The organism is Gottfriedia sp. NPDC056225, from assembly GCF_042267765.1.
In the GTDB taxonomy this organism is placed as follows: domain Bacteria; phylum Bacillota; class Bacilli; order Bacillales; family Bacillaceae_G; genus Gottfriedia.
This window is the reverse complement of record NZ_JBHJTJ010000010.1, coordinates 61,666-76,717: the sequence shown is the minus strand read 5'-3', so window position 1 is coordinate 76,717 and position 15,052 is coordinate 61,666. Positions and strand designations below refer to the sequence as shown.

The window sequence follows — 15,052 nt, the reverse complement described above, 5'->3', positions numbered from 1 at the left end:
GGAATAATCGTTCACATGGGCTTTTTTGTTTCATAAATATTTCATGTAATGATTTATAGGACATTTTTTATTGTGAACCTTTTACATATTTCCAAAGCTCATGGAAGACTTTTGCACGATATAACGTTGATAGTACTACTAGTGTAACAGGTCCGGCAATTAAACCTAGAAAACCAAAAAATTTAAAACCAACGTATAACGAGATTAAAGTAGGAAGTGGATCTAGGCCTATATTTGAAGATAGAACTTTTGGCTCGGCAAGTTGACGTTGTACGATTACAACACCATATAAAATCGCGAGACCAATCGTTAATTTATAGTCGCTAGAAAGGAAAGTATATAAAATCCATGGTACAAAAATTAAGCCTGTTCCTAAGTATGGTAGTAAGTCAATGAAGCCAATTAAAATAGCTATAGTGATTGCGAAAGGGATTCTAAGGATTAATAAACCGATTAAGACTAGCACTGTTGTCATAGATATAAGAGTGATATGTGCTTTGATGAAACCAAACAAAGCTTTTCGTAGGTCAATAAAGATTGTTTTGCTGTAGTGTTGGATGCGATTTGGAGTATATTTTGCGAATAAATTTTTAATTTTGTACCAATCTTTACTAATAAAGAATGTAGCTAAGAAAGAAACGAAAATTACTGTAGCTGTGTTTGGAAGTAGAGCGATTACTAATTTGATCCCGGAAATAATCCCATTTAATCCTTCTTTTCCTAGATTAATTGCAGAATCACCAATCGATTGAATATTAGTTCGAATTGTCTGTTGCTGTCCAGCACCGAGTTGGCTATATTTGCTCATAATTAAGTCGTATAAAGGAATAACTTTATCTGAGACAATATTTTCAGCAAAATAAATTAATCGTTCGAAGCTATCTGGAACAACTTGAATTAAATACGTTGACCCTGAAATAATTTCAGTAATTAATAGTGTAAACAATCCTGCAACTACTGCTAAAAGTAAAATAATTGATAAAAATGCAGCTATTCCTCTTGGAATACGTGCTTTTTCGTTTAATAAATTAACTAGTGGATTTAAAATGTATGCGACGATGATTGCGATAATAAAAGGATATGTAAGTTTAGATATGAATAAAGCAACGTAAAGGCCTAAAATAATACATGCGATCACAAATAAAAAACGAATGATTTGAAAAACTAAAGTTCTACTCAAATTTTTACCTCCTTCCAATGTAAAATAGTCCTCTAGTTTATTTTATCAAGAATTATTTTTTTATAATAGTAAATTTTGGTAGTATTTATTAATAAAATATTCATTAAGGGGATACTAACAAATGAGTGAATCAACAATTTTTCTTTTGGTTTTATTATTAATTGGTGTGATAGCTAAAAATAACTCTTTAATTATTTCAATTATAGTATTGTTAGTACTAAAATATACTCCTTTAGGGGCACGAGTATTTCCTTATATGCAATCAAAAGGTATTAATTTAGGAGTAACGATTATTACGATTGCTGTTTTAGTGCCGATTGCAACTGGTGAAATCGGTTTTAAACAATTGATCGAAGCATTAAAAACTCCTGTTGCATGGATTGCATTGCTTTCTGGTATCGCTGTCGCATTACTTGCAAAAGGAGGAGTTCATTTACTAGCAACTAGTCCACAAATAACAGCTGCGTTAGTGCTAGGTACTGTGTTGTCTGTAGCCGTGTTTAAAGGGGTTGCAGTAGGCCCGTTAATAGGCGCTGGAATCGCATATCTATTCATTTGGATTGTAGAATTAGTTAAGTAATTGCATAATAATTATATTTTAGTAAATTGTTTTCATTCACAAAAGTCAGATTATTGTTTATAATAAATGATAGTAGGGTTCCTTTCTATGTATACTCGGTATTATAAAAGAGTTATACCAGTATATATATGTTAATAAATACTAGGGGAAATTTTTGCGTAAAGGAGAGAGGGCAATATGACAGTTAAAAGTGGTTTAGAGGGTGTTGTAGCAGCTACGACTTCTATAAGTTCTATTATTGATGATACATTAACGTATGTAGGTATTGGGATTGATGAATTAGCAGAATATGCGAGTTTTGAAGAAGTAGTATATTTATTATGGCAACGCAAATTACCAAATAAGGATCAACTTAAAGAACTATCTTCTCAATTAGCAGAAAATGCTGAATTACCAGAAGAAGTTATTACTTACTTAAAATCAACTAACTTAAAAAATGTACATCCTATGACGGTCCTTCGCACAGTTATTTCAATGCTTGCAGTGTACGATAAAAATGCGGAAGCAATGGACTCTGATTCAAATTATCTAAAAGCAATCCAGCTTCAAGCTAAAATTTCGACTTTTGTGGCAGCGTTTTCTCGTATTCGTCAGGGGCTTGAGCCAGTTGCTCCTAATAAAGATTTATCATTCTCAGCTAACTTCTTATACATGCTGACAGGTGATAAACCGAATGCAATTGCAGAAGAAGCAATTAATAAGGCTTTAGTACTACATGCTGACCATGAATTAAATGCTTCAACTTTTACTGCACGCGTTTGCGTAGCTACATTATCTGATATTTACTCAGGAATTACAGCTGCGATCGGTGCTTTAAAAGGTCCGTTACACGGTGGTGCAAATGAAAGCGTTATGAAAATGCTAGCCGAAATCGGTGAGATTGAAAATGTTGAAGCTTACATTCAAGAGAAGATGGATGCTAAATCTAAAATTATGGGATTCGGACATCGCGTTTACCGTGGTGGGGACCCACGTGCGAAACATTTAAAAGAAATGTCTCGTCAATTAGGTGCAATTACTGGAGAATTAAAATGGTACACAATGTCTGAAAAAATTGAAGAGATTGTTACAACTCAAAAAAATATTCCGCCAAATGTTGATTTCTACTCTGCATCTGTATATCACAGCTTAGGAATTGAACATGATTTATTTACACCAATCTTTGCTATTAGCCGTATGTCTGGTTGGACTGCGCACATTTTGGAGCAATACGAAAATAATCGTATTATTCGTCCACGCGCAGATTATACAGGACCAGAGAAAAACTCTTACATTCCAATTGAAGAGCGTGCATAAGGAAGAGATTGAATACTTAAAATAGTATTTAATATCCGAATAATAGTGGTATAGTAAAGAGAGGAAGAGCCATCTTCCTCTCAAAAGCATGTATTTAAATGTATTTAATTATTTATACAAGGGGGAGCATGTAATGCAAGCTGAAAAAATTACTTTATTAGACGGCAAATTAAACGTGCCAAACAATCCAATCATTCCTTTTATTGAAGGCGACGGAACAGGTCCAGATATTTGGGCAGCATCTTCACGTGTATTAGATGCAGCTGTAGAAAAAGCATATAATGGTACTCGTAAAATTGAATGGAAAGAAGTTCTTGCTGGAGAAAAAGCATTTAACGCAACTGGTGAGTGGTTACCTCAAGAAACTTTAAATGTAATTGAAGAATACATGATCGCAATCAAAGGACCTTTAACAACACCAGTTGGTGGCGGAATTCGTTCTTTAAACGTAGCATTACGTCAAGAATTAGATTTATTCGTATGCTTACGTCCAGTACGTTACTTTGAAGGTGTACCTTCACCAGTTAAACGTCCAGAAGATACAGACATGGTAATCTTCCGTGAAAACACTGAAGATATCTATGCTGGTATCGAGTATGAAAAAGGTTCTGAAGCAGTACAAAAAGTATTAGAATTCTTACAAAAAGAAATGGGAGTAAATAAAATCCGCTTCCCAGAAACATCTGGTATCGGTATTAAACCAATTTCTGAAGAAGGTACAAAACGTCTTGTGCGCGCTGCTATTAATTATGCAATCCAAGAAAACCGTAAATCATTAACTTTAGTTCATAAAGGTAACATCATGAAATTCACTGAAGGTGCATTTAAGAACTGGGGATATGAAGTTGCTGAACAAGAGTTCGGTGATAAAGTATTTACTTGGTCAGAATACGATCGCATTGTAGAAACAAGCGGTAAAGATGCTGCTGATAAAGCAATGGATGATGCTGAAAAAGCTGGCAAAATCTTAGTAAAAGACAGTATTGCTGATATCTTCTTACAACAAATCTTAACTAGACCACGTGAGTTTGATGTAGTAGCTACAATGAACTTAAATGGTGACTATATTTCTGATGCACTTGCTGCTCAAGTTGGTGGAATTGGTATCGCTCCTGGAGCAAATATCAACTACGAAACTGGACATGCTATTTTTGAAGCTACTCATGGTACAGCACCTAAATACGCTGGATTAGATAAAGTTAACCCATCATCAGTTGTTCTTTCTGGAGTATTAATGCTTGAGCATATGGGCTGGAATGAAGCAGCTTCTATGATTTTAAGTTCAATGGAAAAAACAATTGCTTCAAAAGTTGTTACTTATGACTTTGCTCGTCTAATGGATGGGGCTACTGAAGTGAAATGTTCAGAATTTGCAAGCGAATTAATTTCTAATATGGAATCAGTTCTTGTATAATTAAATTGTGTTTGTAAACAAAAGGGAGGTATTTGTATGTCAATTCGTAGACGTAAAATTTCCGTAGTAGGTGCTGGATTTACTGGTGCTACAACAGCTTTCTTGCTTGCACAAAAAGAATTAGGGGATGTTGTTATAGTTGATATTCCGCAACTAGAGAACCCTACAAAAGGTAAAGCCTTAGATATGCTTGAAGCAAGTCCTGTCCAAGGATTTGATGCGAACATTATTGGTACTAGTGATTATGCTGACACTGCTGACTCAGATGTAGTAGTCATCACAGCAGGAATTGCCCGTAAACCGGGTATGAGTCGTGATGATCTAGTATCAACTAACTCAAACATCATGAAAGCAGTTACTCGTGAAATCGTAAAATACTCTCCTAACTGTACAATCGTAGTTTTAACAAACCCGGTTGATGCAATGACTTATACAGTATACAAAGAAGCTGGATTTCCAAAACACCGTGTCATCGGACAATCTGGAGTACTTGATACAGCTCGTTTTAGAACGTTTGTTGCTCAAGAACTAAACTTATCTGTTAAAGATATAACTGGATTTGTTTTAGGTGGTCACGGAGATGATATGGTACCATTAGTGCGTTATTCATATGCAGGTGGTATTCCATTAGAAAAACTAATTCCAAAAGATCGTTTAGATGCTATTGTTGAACGTACTCGTAAGGGTGGCGGAGAAATTGTTAATCTACTAGGTAACGGCAGTGCGTATTATGCACCAGCAGCTTCTTTAGTAGAAATGGTTGAAGCTATTCTTAAAGATCAACGTCGCGTGTTACCTACAATTGCTTACTTAGAAGGCGAATACGGTTACAGCGGAATATACTTAGGAGTACCTACAATAATTGGCGGTAACGGTATTGAACAAATTATTGAATTAGATTTAACGGCTGATGAAAAAATAGCATTAGATCGTTCAGTTGCAGCTGTTAAAAACGTTATGAATGTATTAGCTTAAATAACAGAGTTTCAAGAAAGGGTTGTCCTAGATGTCAATAACTGACACTTAGGGCGACCCTTATTTTAATTAGAGAAATTTGGGCTATGTCCCTCTTGGAGCAAAGAAGGGGTGTTTTAGTGGTGTTTTGCAATTAGTGCTGATTTTGTGATCCCCATTTTCGGATATTTAGTTTAATTCTTCACTTTTTTAGTCGGTCTAGTAAGAATTAGAGTAAATTCAGTATTTGTTCAACTAATTTTGATCATTTTCAGGAGAAATACCCTAACCGGTAGAGGTAATATCTTATCTTAAAAAGGATTCTAGCTAATTTAATTGCGGTTTTGCTGATTTTAATTGTAGATTCACTGAATTTAATTGCAGTTTTGCTGATTTTAATTGTAGATTCACTGAATTTAATTGCAGTTTTGCTGAATTTAATTGCAGATTCACTGAATTTAATTGCAGTTACACTAATTTTAATTGCAGATTCACTGAATTTAATTGCAGTTACACTAATTTTAATTGCAGATTCTCCATTTTTAATTGCACTTTGACATTTAATTGAAGTTTCCGGATTTTTATTTGCAAGATTCACGATCTTATTTGCACTTCGACTTATATTTCGATTACTCTTCTTTTTAATTTTTCCTATAAATGTAAAATGAGGATGCCCCTAAAAGTTAACTCTTAGGACATCCTCATTTAAAAACTTCCAAGTCGATTCAATGTTAAAATGATTACTCTATTGCTGATTAATATTCGCCTTTAATAACAAAATATGAGCCACGAATAGTTCCAGCTAGCTTAGACTTCTGTCTAGCGAACTTAAATTTCTCTACTAATTCCATTGGTACTTCCATACCATCAGATAGCTTAAAACCAACTGCTCGCTTCTTAGGATCATCAACTGTATACATAACATTTATCGAGAGACCATCTTCATAAAATACGTAAGTAAATTTAATATTTTCTACTTGAAAACTCGACGTTTCTAATGGTTTGGCTGCAAACTCAATATCTCGCTCTTCTTTCAAAATACGATTTGCATAATCAAGAGCATCCTGACTTTCGCTTGCTGGTACTACTGTGAATTCATGTTTATATTTGTTCATAAAATAGCGTGCTTCATTTGCACGTAAACCGGCAAGAGCTTCGGCAACAGGTGAAGACTCTAAACCGACTGTAGACACATTTTTAAAATCAACGATATAAGACATTCCCAACTCTCCTTTTCTCTTAGCTAAATTACAGTTAATATCTAAATAATTCGGTATGGTATTTCACGATATAAGTATGTACAAGTTAACTTACCAACAAACCCTAGATCTAAAATACATGATGATGGAAGGGCCAGCTTGAATTATAACCTTCTAGACTTTCTCAATAATTTATTGATTAGAATAAAAACTGCTATTAATATAATTAAGATAATTCCTGGAAAAATGATATTATTCAAATTTGACTCTTCCTTTCATAAGCTCTTATTATATTTTCGATATGTTTGTTTCAAATTCCTTTGGCTTATTATGATTAAGCAAATTGGAGGGGGAGAAATTAAATGTGGAGCCGAGAATTTTATCTACTATATAGGGAGAAAATACAAATAGATTAAATTGACAATTTTTATTATTTTTTTGATAAAAAATTTGCCGATTAAGAAGGAATTTTGCTGTTGTTTATCGAATTTTTAAAATATTAAGATAAACAGGGGGTTTAATATGTTAACTAAAAAAGCAAAGATCGGACGAAAACTTGAAGACATTTCAATTGGAGAAAAATTAATTGTAACAGAACATATTGAAGAAAAACATATTTACTTATACCTGGCTTTAACAGGCGATACAAATCCTTTATATACTCAATATAACTATGCTTCACAAACAAAATATAATAAACCAATCGTACCAAGCTTTATTATTAGCGGATTAGTTTCTGCAGCAGTTACAAAGCACTTACCTGGACCTGGAAGTCACGTTGTAAAAAAAGAACTTCAATTTGATCAACATATATACCACAATGAAACAATCTCAATTCATTTTGAAGTAGTCGATATTAATATAGAAAAAAATGAAGTAGAAATTAATGTAAGCGTTTTAAATAAAACGCAAACTGAAATTGCAACAGGAAAACTTACAGTTATTCCACCTACAGTAAATCAATCAAATGCACTACTATATGAAAACTTTTAAAAAGAATGTCAAAAGACATTCTTTTTTTCTTTCTGTGAAGCTAGCTTTATTACCAATACAGCCTCATGAGTTAAAAAGATTAAAATCCCACTCACTTATTAACTCATGACCCCTCCATGATTATGCTAACAACGTCTCCATGTTCAATAGCATACTCCAATCCTTACTTGAGTATCTAATTTTCATATCCGCAGTTTTTACTACTAAGCATTAAACTGCCCGACTTACTTTTAAAGTTTTACGTCTGAATAAATTTCTAGTATGATTAAAAATAGATAAATATAAAAAAATAAGATACAAAATGGATGAGGGTTTAACATTAACCTGGAGGAATATAAACAAATGAACAATAAAATTCTTGTAGTAGACGATGAAGAGCATATCTTAACCTTAATCAAATTCAACTTAGAACAAGCTGGATTTCAAGTCGTTACGGCAACTGATGGTGATGCAGGTTTACAAAAAGCGATTGAAGAGAAGCCAGAATTAATTGTTCTAGATTTAATGCTACCAAAAAAAGATGGCATGGAAGTATGTAAAGAATTACGATTACAAAGAAATACGACGCCTATTTTAATGGTAACCGCAAAAGATGACGAATTTGATAAAGTTTTAGGACTTGAGCTTGGCGCAGATGATTATATGACAAAACCATTTAGCCCAAGAGAAGTTGTAGCACGCGTAAAGGCTATTTTACGAAGAAGTAAAATTACGGAAACACCGGTACAGTCTAACGACGATACTGATACGCTAATAATTGGAGATTTGAAAATTTTACCGGAGTACTATGAAGCGTATTTCCAAGGTGAAAAACTGGAGTTAACGCCTAAAGAATTCGAGTTATTATTATATTTAACCAAAAATAAAGGTAGGGTATTAACTCGAGATCAATTATTAAGCGCAGTTTGGAATTATGATTTTGCAGGTGATACTAGAATAGTCGACGTTCATATAAGTCATTTAAGAGAAAAAATAGAACTAGACTCTAAAAAACCAGTTTATATTAAAACGATTCGTGGATTAGGTTATAAATTAGAGGAACCTAGACTGAATGAGTAAGCTAAATCGAAAATTGCTCTATGGATTTTCCGCAATTATTATTGTGATCCTTGCAATTTTAGGAATCATATTAGGGCAAATATTTAAATCGTTTTATTTAACAAACTTTGATCAAAGGATTGCGCGCGAAACAAACTTAATTGCTTCGATAATGGAGTCAAATACACCATTAACTAGTAATATTTCTGATCAAACGTTAAAGAAAATAGCAAAGGACTTAAATATAGATGTTTTGTTATTTGATGACAAGCACAATCTTATTGCTAAATCTAGCAATGCAGATTTAACTATTGCATCAGAAAGTTTAAATTCTTATTTTGAACAGCTTGATAAAGTAAAGAAAGCAGCTAAATTTAGCGAAAAAGAATCTGGAGTTAAGTTTTATGGAAAGAAAATTACAAATCCAAATGGGAATAAGCAATTTTTAATAGTTGATTATTCAACGAAGTCAATCAAAGAAGTATATAGTAGTATTTGGGTGCTGCTATTTTCTTTATTAGGTTTTGTGTTATTTGCCATTATTATTTTATTAATACGATATTCCCATCAATTTTCAAAACCGATTGAGGATATCACCCAAGTTGCCATTGAATTATCTAAAGGGAATTATAAAGCTAGAACATTGACTGAAAGTAATGAATCAACAACTGTTTTAAGTCAGGCAATGAATGTACTAGCAAAAAATTTGCAGGAAATGACCATGCAACAAGAGATGCAGCAAGATCGATTAAACACGCTGATCCATAATATTGGTAGTGGTGTCGTTTTAATTAATAGTAGAGGCCACGTTAATTTAATTAATAAAACGTATCGAGAGACATTTAAAGTGGACTCGAGAAGTATTTTAGGTGAACTTTATTATGATGCATTTAAACATAAAGAAGTAATCGAAATCGTAGAAGAAATCTTCTTAAAAGAAATAAAAGTTAGGAAGCAAATTATTCTACCATTATCAATTGAAAGAAAACATTTTGAAATTTATGGTGCTCCAATTATTGGGATTAATCATGAATGGAAAGGTATTGTTCTTGTTTTTCATGACATAAGTGAATTAAAGAAACTAGAGCAAGTTCGTAAAGATTTCTTTGCAAATGTTTCTCATGAACTGAAAACACCGATTACGTCTATTAAAGGTTTTACTGAAACTCTTCTAGATGGTGCAATGGAAAGTGAAGAGTTATGTAAAAACTTCTTATCGATTATATTAACGGAAAGTGACCGTATGCAAACACTGATTCAAGATTTATTAGACTTATCTAAAATAGAGCAGCAGAATTTTAAATTAGACCTTGCAGAAGTTTCGGTAAAACAAGTCATTGAAGATGTTCATCAAATGATGAATCAAAAGGCATTAGAGAAAAATATAGAATTTAAATTATATTTGAATAGTCCATTAGTGGTTAATGCTGATGCGTTAAGATTAAAACAAGTATTTATCAATTTAGTGGATAATGCGATTCATTACACTCCAGCTGGTGGCAAAGTATTTGTTACTGCTGTTGAGGCTGATGATCATATTGTAATAAAAGTTAATGACACAGGAGTAGGAATAGGGAAAGAAGAGATTTCTCGTATTTTCGAACGTTTTTACCGGGTAGATAAAGCAAGAAGTAGAAACTCCGGTGGAACTGGTTTAGGACTAGCTATTGTGAAGCATCTCGTTGAAGCTCATAAAGGTAAAGTCGAAGTAGAAAGTAAACTAGGTCATGGGACATCATTTATTGTAACGTTAAATAAAAATACTTCAATTTGATAATTTACACATATTTTACAGTAGATTTAATAATCGTTAATAAAAACTTGTTATAGTAATGATGAAAACCCCTTCATCCAAGGTGTTGTCTTCAAACCGGAAGTATTGATACTTCCGGGATTTTTTATTTGAAAAGAAAAATCAAAATAAGTGTAATTACAGATACGCCTCAATATTCTTCTAATGGCCTAGCCAGTCAGCGGATTTTCTTTGGTAGATCAGTTTTATATTTTTATCAACCTGTCCATACTAGAGGATACCTTTTTTTATTGCATATTCAGAAAGTATAAATTGGATCGTACTCGATGTGGTATCCAATTTTAAGAATAAAGTATAAGTACAACTAAGCTCCTACCTTCGTCAAAAAAAGGCTTGTCAGTCGACAAAGTTTTCTTTATGAGATTATGTTACTTTTATAATTTTTGGGGAAATTATGTGTAGTAGAATCATACATCGGAGGTTGATTATTGATGTACGAATATGAATTTGTAAAAGTAAACACTAAGTCTTCAAATCGTCATTATTATGATGTAGTTGGAAACTATGCTAAAAGTGGTTGGCGTCTTCACCAAGTTGTCGACAGCCAACAAGCGATTGAAGGAGCTAGTGTTGAACTGATTTTTGAAAGAGAAATACTCGATTTCGAATAAATACAGAGGTAGTTTTTGATTCATTCTAAAAGTCATATATTATTCAACTTTCATCTGAGTGAATAAATACTTTTAAATGGTAAATCAAAGACGACCTCTTTTTCTTTTATGTGTAGTTCATGTTAAAATAGTAGGGCAGGGCTTTGGGAAGGAAATAAATACCAAAGTTCAATTTCAAATAAGTTATTTGTTTTCGTTATTAGATTAAAGATTTCATGAAAAAGAATTTACATAAAAAGTTGAACTTTTATTAAGAGAAGGATAAGGGAATTTAGGCAAGGTTGGTATTAATAACATATCAAGAGCTGGGATGATTACCCTGAGGTTAAGAAAGGGGATTTATTTTTGAAGAATAAGTTGGTTTTGATTGATGGGAATAGTATTGCCTATAGGGCTTTCTTTGCATTGCCTTTATTGAGTAATGATAAAGGTGTTCATACGAATGCGATTTATGGTTTTACAATGATGTTGTTGAAAATTCTTGAGGATGAAAAACCGAGTCATATGCTTGTTGCATTTGATGCTGGGAAAACTACATTTAGACATAGTACATTTAAAGAGTATAAAGGTGGAAGACAGAAGACTCCACCAGAGTTAAGCGAACAGTTTCCACTTGTTCGTCAACTATTAGATACTTATGGAATTGCACGTTATGAATTAGATAATTACGAAGCGGATGATATTATTGGAACACTTGCAGGACAAGCGTCAAAAGATGAATATGAAGTAAAAGTCATCTCTGGAGATCGAGATTTATTACAGTTAGTTGATGACCGTATTACAGTAAGTATGACTAAAAAGGGAATTACTGAAGTAGAGGAATATAATCCGGCTGCAATACATGAAAAGTATGAGATTTCACCTGAGCAAATTATTGATATGAAAGGTTTAATGGGTGATAAATCAGATAATATACCTGGTGTTCCAGGGATTGGTGAAAAAACTGCAATTAAGCTCTTAAAGCAGTATCAAACTGTAGAGGGCCTATATGAACATTTGGATGAAGTAAGTGGGGCTAAGCTTCTTCAAAATTTAAGTGAGAATAAAGAACAAGCTCTAATGAGTAAACAATTAGCAACAATCAATAAAAACTCGCCAATCGAACTGACTGTAAATGATACTATGCTTCCTGAAGCAGATGTGAATAAGGTGGCAGAGTTTTTTAAATCTCTCGGTTTTACTTCTTTATTAGCTAAATTGGATCTAACGGAATCAGTCGAAGAACTAGAAGAGATAAAGTATGATGTACTTGATTCAATCGAAGAAAAACACTTAGCAAATCATTCAAGTTTAATCGTGGAAATGATTGGTGAAAATTATCACTCGGAACAAATTCAAGGCTTTGGACTTTCAAATGAAAATGGCCATTTCTTCATTCCGACATCTGTTGGATTAGAGTCAGATTTGTTTAAAAAGTGGCTTGAGGATGAGCGTGTTGAAAAGAATGTATATGATGCGAAAGGTGCATATGTTGCACTAAAGTGGAGAGGAATCGATTTAAAGGGAGTTAATTTCGATCCGTTACTTGCTTCATATATATATGACCCAGCACAGTCTAATAAAGAATTTGCTGATATCGTAAATGGTAAAATTGATTTTTCAATTCAAACCGCTGAATCAATTTACGGTAAAGGGGCAAAACAAGCGCAGCCATCTCAAGAAGTTTTAGCCGAGTATATCGTTCGCAAATCGATTGCTATTAGTAAGTTAGAAGAAACACTTGAAGAGTCATTACGAAAAAATAGTCAATATGAACTATTAACTGAGTTAGAATTACCATTAACGTTTATTTTAGGTGATATGGAATTTGAAGGAGTAACAGTTAGAGAAGAGACTCTTCGTACGATGGGTTCAGAGCTAGCTAATACATTAAAAGTACTTGAAGAAAATATTTATGAGCTAGCTGGTGAGAAGTTCAATATTAATTCGCCTAAACAATTAGGTGTTATATTATTTGAGAAATTAAATTTGCCGTCTGGTAAAAAAACAAAAACAGGTTATTCGACTTCTGCTGATGTCCTTGAAAAATTAGAATCAGAACATGAAATTATTCGATTAATTCTTCATTATCGACAAGTTGGAAAATTGAATTCCACATACGTCGAGGGATTATTAAAAGTAATCAATCAGACAGATTCGAAGGTTCATACTCGCTTTAATCAAGTATTGGCACAAACAGGTCGTTTAAGCTCAATTGATCCTAACCTTCAAAACATCCCGATTCGATTAGAAGAAGGTAGAAAAATTAGGAAAGCTTTTGTAGCATCAAAAAAAGATTGGGTGATTTTTGCAGCTGATTATTCACAGATTGAGTTAAGGGTATTGGCTCATATAGCGCAAGATGATAATTTAATGGAAGCATTTAAAAACGATTTTGATGTTCATACAAAAACTGCAATGGATGTTTTTCATGTAAATGCAGATGAAGTGACAAGCAATATGAGAAGACAAGCAAAAGCTGTTAACTTCGGGATCGTGTACGGAATTAGTGATTATGGTTTATCACAAGGATTAGGTATTACAAGAAAAGAAGCAGGTATATTTATTGAAAAATACTTTGCTAGTTTTCCAAAAGTAAAAGATTATATGTCAGATATCGTTCAAAAAGCTAAGTTAGATGGATTTGTAAGTACAATTTTAAATAGACGTCGTTATATTCCTGAAATTACAAGCTCTAATTTTAATGTCCGTGGATTTGCTGAAAGAACAGCGATGAATACGCCTATTCAAGGAAGTGCTGCGGATATTATTAAAAAGGCAATGATTTTACTAGATGAACGACTTAAAGCAGAAAAACTTCAAGCAAAATTAATTTTACAAGTACACGATGAATTAATTTTAGAAGCACCTAAAGAAGAATTAGCAACCTTAGAAAAATTAGTTCCAGAAGTAATGGAGCATGCAGTCGAATTATTAGTACCACTAAAGGTTGACTATAATTCTGGAGAATCTTGGTTCGAAGCAAAATAATATCGAGCGTGTTTACAATCTAGATTAGGAAATGCATGAATAGAAAAAGTAAGTGCAATTTTCTAGTAAGGATAATGAAATCAATACCAATAGTACTTATACAGTTAAATTAATAGATAGGATGAAAATTGTATGCCTGAGTTACCGGAAGTCGAAACCGTTAGACGAACTTTATTGGACTTAGTAGTAGGAAAAACAATCTCGGCAGTAATCGTCTCATGGGGAAAAATCATTAAGAAACCTAGTGAAGTTGAAGAGTTTCAGATTTTACTAAAAGGTCAAACTGTAGAAAATATTAATCGTCGAGGTAAGTTTCTTCTTTTTCAATTAAGTGATTTCACACTTGTTTCTCATTTAAGAATGGAAGGGAAATTTCGAGTTTTCCCTACCGAAGAACCTGTAGCACCTCATACTCATGTGCGTTTTCTATTTGATGATGGCACGGAACTTCGATATCAAGATGTACGCAAATTCGGGACGATGCATTTGTTTAATAAAGGTGAAGAAAGTGAAGGGCCCCCACTTGCTAAGTTAGGGCCAGAGCCATTTTCGGATGAGTTTACTCCGGAGTACATGAAAGAAAAACTTAAAAATACAAATCGAAAAATTAAAGTCGTGTTATTAGATCAGGAATTGGTGGTCGGTTTAGGCAATATTTACGTTGATGAGGTTTTATTTAGGGCTATGATTCACCCGGAAACACCTGCATCATCTTTAAAACCAAAACAAATAAAATTACTTGCCGAAACAATAACAGAAACATTAAAAGAAGCTGTAAATTTAGGTGGAAGTACAATTCGTTCTTATGTAAATTCGCAAGGGAAAATAGGAACCTTTCAAGATATTATTAAAGTGTATGGCCGAAAAGGATTGGAATGTCATAATTGTGGCCAACCGATCGAGAAGATAACAGTGGGTGGCAGGGGTACTTCTTTTTGTCCGGTTTGTCAGCCTAAAAAAAATTAACATAAGGTTCCTTTCTTTCATACTATAACAAGAGTACG

The 15,052-nt window shown here is 33.2% G+C and carries 13 protein-coding genes; 10 read left to right on the top strand and 3 right to left on the bottom strand.

Features of this window, described 5'->3' with window-relative positions; all coding sequences use genetic code 11:
• Nucleotides 1–67: 67 nt before the first annotated feature.
• Nucleotides 68–1,180: a sporulation integral membrane protein YtvI gene (ytvI, locus tag ACFCYN_RS09375; RefSeq protein WP_172447266.1), complete on the bottom strand. Its 1,113-nt coding sequence runs from the start codon at nt 1,178–1,180 to the stop codon at nt 68–70.
• A gap of 121 nt (nt 1,181–1,301) precedes the next feature.
• Here ytvI and ACFCYN_RS09370 point away from each other — a divergent pair, with 121 nt between their 5' ends.
• From ACFCYN_RS09370 to mdh, 4 genes are all read left to right on the top strand, one after another.
• Nucleotides 1,302–1,760, top strand: coding sequence for a DUF441 domain-containing protein (locus ACFCYN_RS09370; protein WP_098119225.1), 459 nt, complete (start codon nt 1,302–1,304; stop codon nt 1,758–1,760).
• A 177-nt stretch (nt 1,761–1,937) separates the two neighbouring features.
• Entirely contained in the window at nt 1,938–3,056 is a 1,119-nt protein-coding gene (gene citZ / locus ACFCYN_RS09365; RefSeq protein WP_375948916.1) for a citrate synthase, read from the top strand.
• Between the two features lie 133 nt (nt 3,057–3,189).
• Nucleotides 3,190–4,470, top strand: coding sequence for an NADP-dependent isocitrate dehydrogenase (gene icd / locus ACFCYN_RS09360; protein ID WP_172447268.1), 1,281 nt, complete (start codon nt 3,190–3,192; stop codon nt 4,468–4,470).
• Nucleotides 4,471–4,506: 36 nt separating this feature from the next.
• Nucleotides 4,507–5,445 carry a malate dehydrogenase gene (mdh, locus tag ACFCYN_RS09355; protein ID WP_375948913.1) on the top strand — a complete coding sequence of 313 codons (939 nt, stop codon included), beginning with the start codon at nt 4,507–4,509 and terminating at the stop codon, nt 5,443–5,445.
• A 250-nt stretch (nt 5,446–5,695) separates the two neighbouring features.
• Here mdh and ACFCYN_RS09350 read toward each other — a convergent pair whose 3' ends face one another.
• Nucleotides 5,696–6,022, bottom strand: coding sequence for a hypothetical protein (locus ACFCYN_RS09350; RefSeq protein WP_375948911.1), 327 nt, complete (start codon nt 6,020–6,022; stop codon nt 5,696–5,698).
• A gap of 157 nt (nt 6,023–6,179) precedes the next feature.
• A complete protein-coding gene (locus ACFCYN_RS09345) occupies nt 6,180–6,644 on the bottom strand; it encodes a phage tail protein (RefSeq protein WP_375948909.1) in 465 nt (154 codons plus the stop codon).
• 501 nt (nt 6,645–7,145) lie between these two features.
• On the opposite strand from ACFCYN_RS09345, the gene ACFCYN_RS09340 reads away from it, so the two are divergent.
• The 6 genes from ACFCYN_RS09340 (at nt 7,146) to mutM (ending at nt 15,014) form a co-directional block, all read left to right on the top strand.
• Nucleotides 7,146–7,616: a MaoC/PaaZ C-terminal domain-containing protein gene (locus ACFCYN_RS09340; protein ID WP_098119219.1), complete on the top strand. Its 471-nt coding sequence runs from the start codon at nt 7,146–7,148 to the stop codon at nt 7,614–7,616.
• A gap of 342 nt (nt 7,617–7,958) precedes the next feature.
• Complete coding sequence (locus ACFCYN_RS09335; RefSeq protein WP_098119218.1) at nt 7,959–8,675, top strand: response regulator transcription factor; 717 nt, start codon at nt 7,959–7,961, stop codon at nt 8,673–8,675.
• Nucleotides 8,668–10,428, top strand: a complete 1,761-nt coding sequence (pnpS, locus tag ACFCYN_RS09330) for a two-component system histidine kinase PnpS (protein WP_172447271.1) — start codon at nt 8,668–8,670, stop codon at nt 10,426–10,428. The genes ACFCYN_RS09335 and pnpS overlap by 8 nt, the downstream gene beginning before the upstream one ends.
• Before the next feature lie 470 nt (nt 10,429–10,898).
• Nucleotides 10,899–11,078: a DUF4177 domain-containing protein gene (locus tag ACFCYN_RS09325; protein ID WP_098119216.1), complete on the top strand. Its 180-nt coding sequence runs from the start codon at nt 10,899–10,901 to the stop codon at nt 11,076–11,078.
• Nucleotides 11,079–11,423: 345 nt separating this feature from the next.
• The gene (polA, locus tag ACFCYN_RS09320) at nt 11,424–14,048 is read left to right on the top strand and encodes a DNA polymerase I (RefSeq protein WP_172447272.1); all 2,625 of its coding nucleotides are present in this window, start codon (nt 11,424–11,426) and stop codon (nt 14,046–14,048) included.
• 132 nt (nt 14,049–14,180) lie between these two features.
• Entirely contained in the window at nt 14,181–15,014 is an 834-nt protein-coding gene (gene mutM / locus ACFCYN_RS09315) for a DNA-formamidopyrimidine glycosylase (protein WP_172447273.1), read from the top strand.
• Nucleotides 15,015–15,052: the final 38 nt, after the last annotated feature.

Bases quoted from the DNA above. Each gene is read 5' to 3' on its own strand.
- ACFCYN_RS09335 (WP_098119218.1), top strand. From the start codon at position 7,959: ATGAACAATAAAATTCTTGTAGTAGACGATGAAGAGCATATCTTAACC.
- citZ (WP_375948916.1), top strand. From the start codon at position 1,938: ATGACAGTTAAAAGTGGTTTAGAGGGTGTTGTAGCAGCTACGACTTCT.
- mdh (WP_375948913.1), top strand. From the start codon at position 4,507: ATGTCAATTCGTAGACGTAAAATTTCCGTAGTAGGTGCTGGATTTACT.
- ACFCYN_RS09325 (WP_098119216.1), top strand. From the start codon at position 10,899: ATGTACGAATATGAATTTGTAAAAGTAAACACTAAGTCTTCAAATCGT.
- ACFCYN_RS09345 (WP_375948909.1), bottom strand. From the start codon at position 6,644: ATGTCTTATATCGTTGATTTTAAAAATGTGTCTACAGTCGGTTTAGAG.
- mutM (WP_172447273.1), top strand. From the start codon at position 14,181: ATGCCTGAGTTACCGGAAGTCGAAACCGTTAGACGAACTTTATTGGAC.
- icd (WP_172447268.1), top strand. From the start codon at position 3,190: ATGCAAGCTGAAAAAATTACTTTATTAGACGGCAAATTAAACGTGCCA.
- pnpS (WP_172447271.1), top strand. From the start codon at position 8,668: ATGAGTAAGCTAAATCGAAAATTGCTCTATGGATTTTCCGCAATTATT.
- ACFCYN_RS09340 (WP_098119219.1), top strand. From the start codon at position 7,146: ATGTTAACTAAAAAAGCAAAGATCGGACGAAAACTTGAAGACATTTCA.
- ACFCYN_RS09370 (WP_098119225.1), top strand. From the start codon at position 1,302: ATGAGTGAATCAACAATTTTTCTTTTGGTTTTATTATTAATTGGTGTG.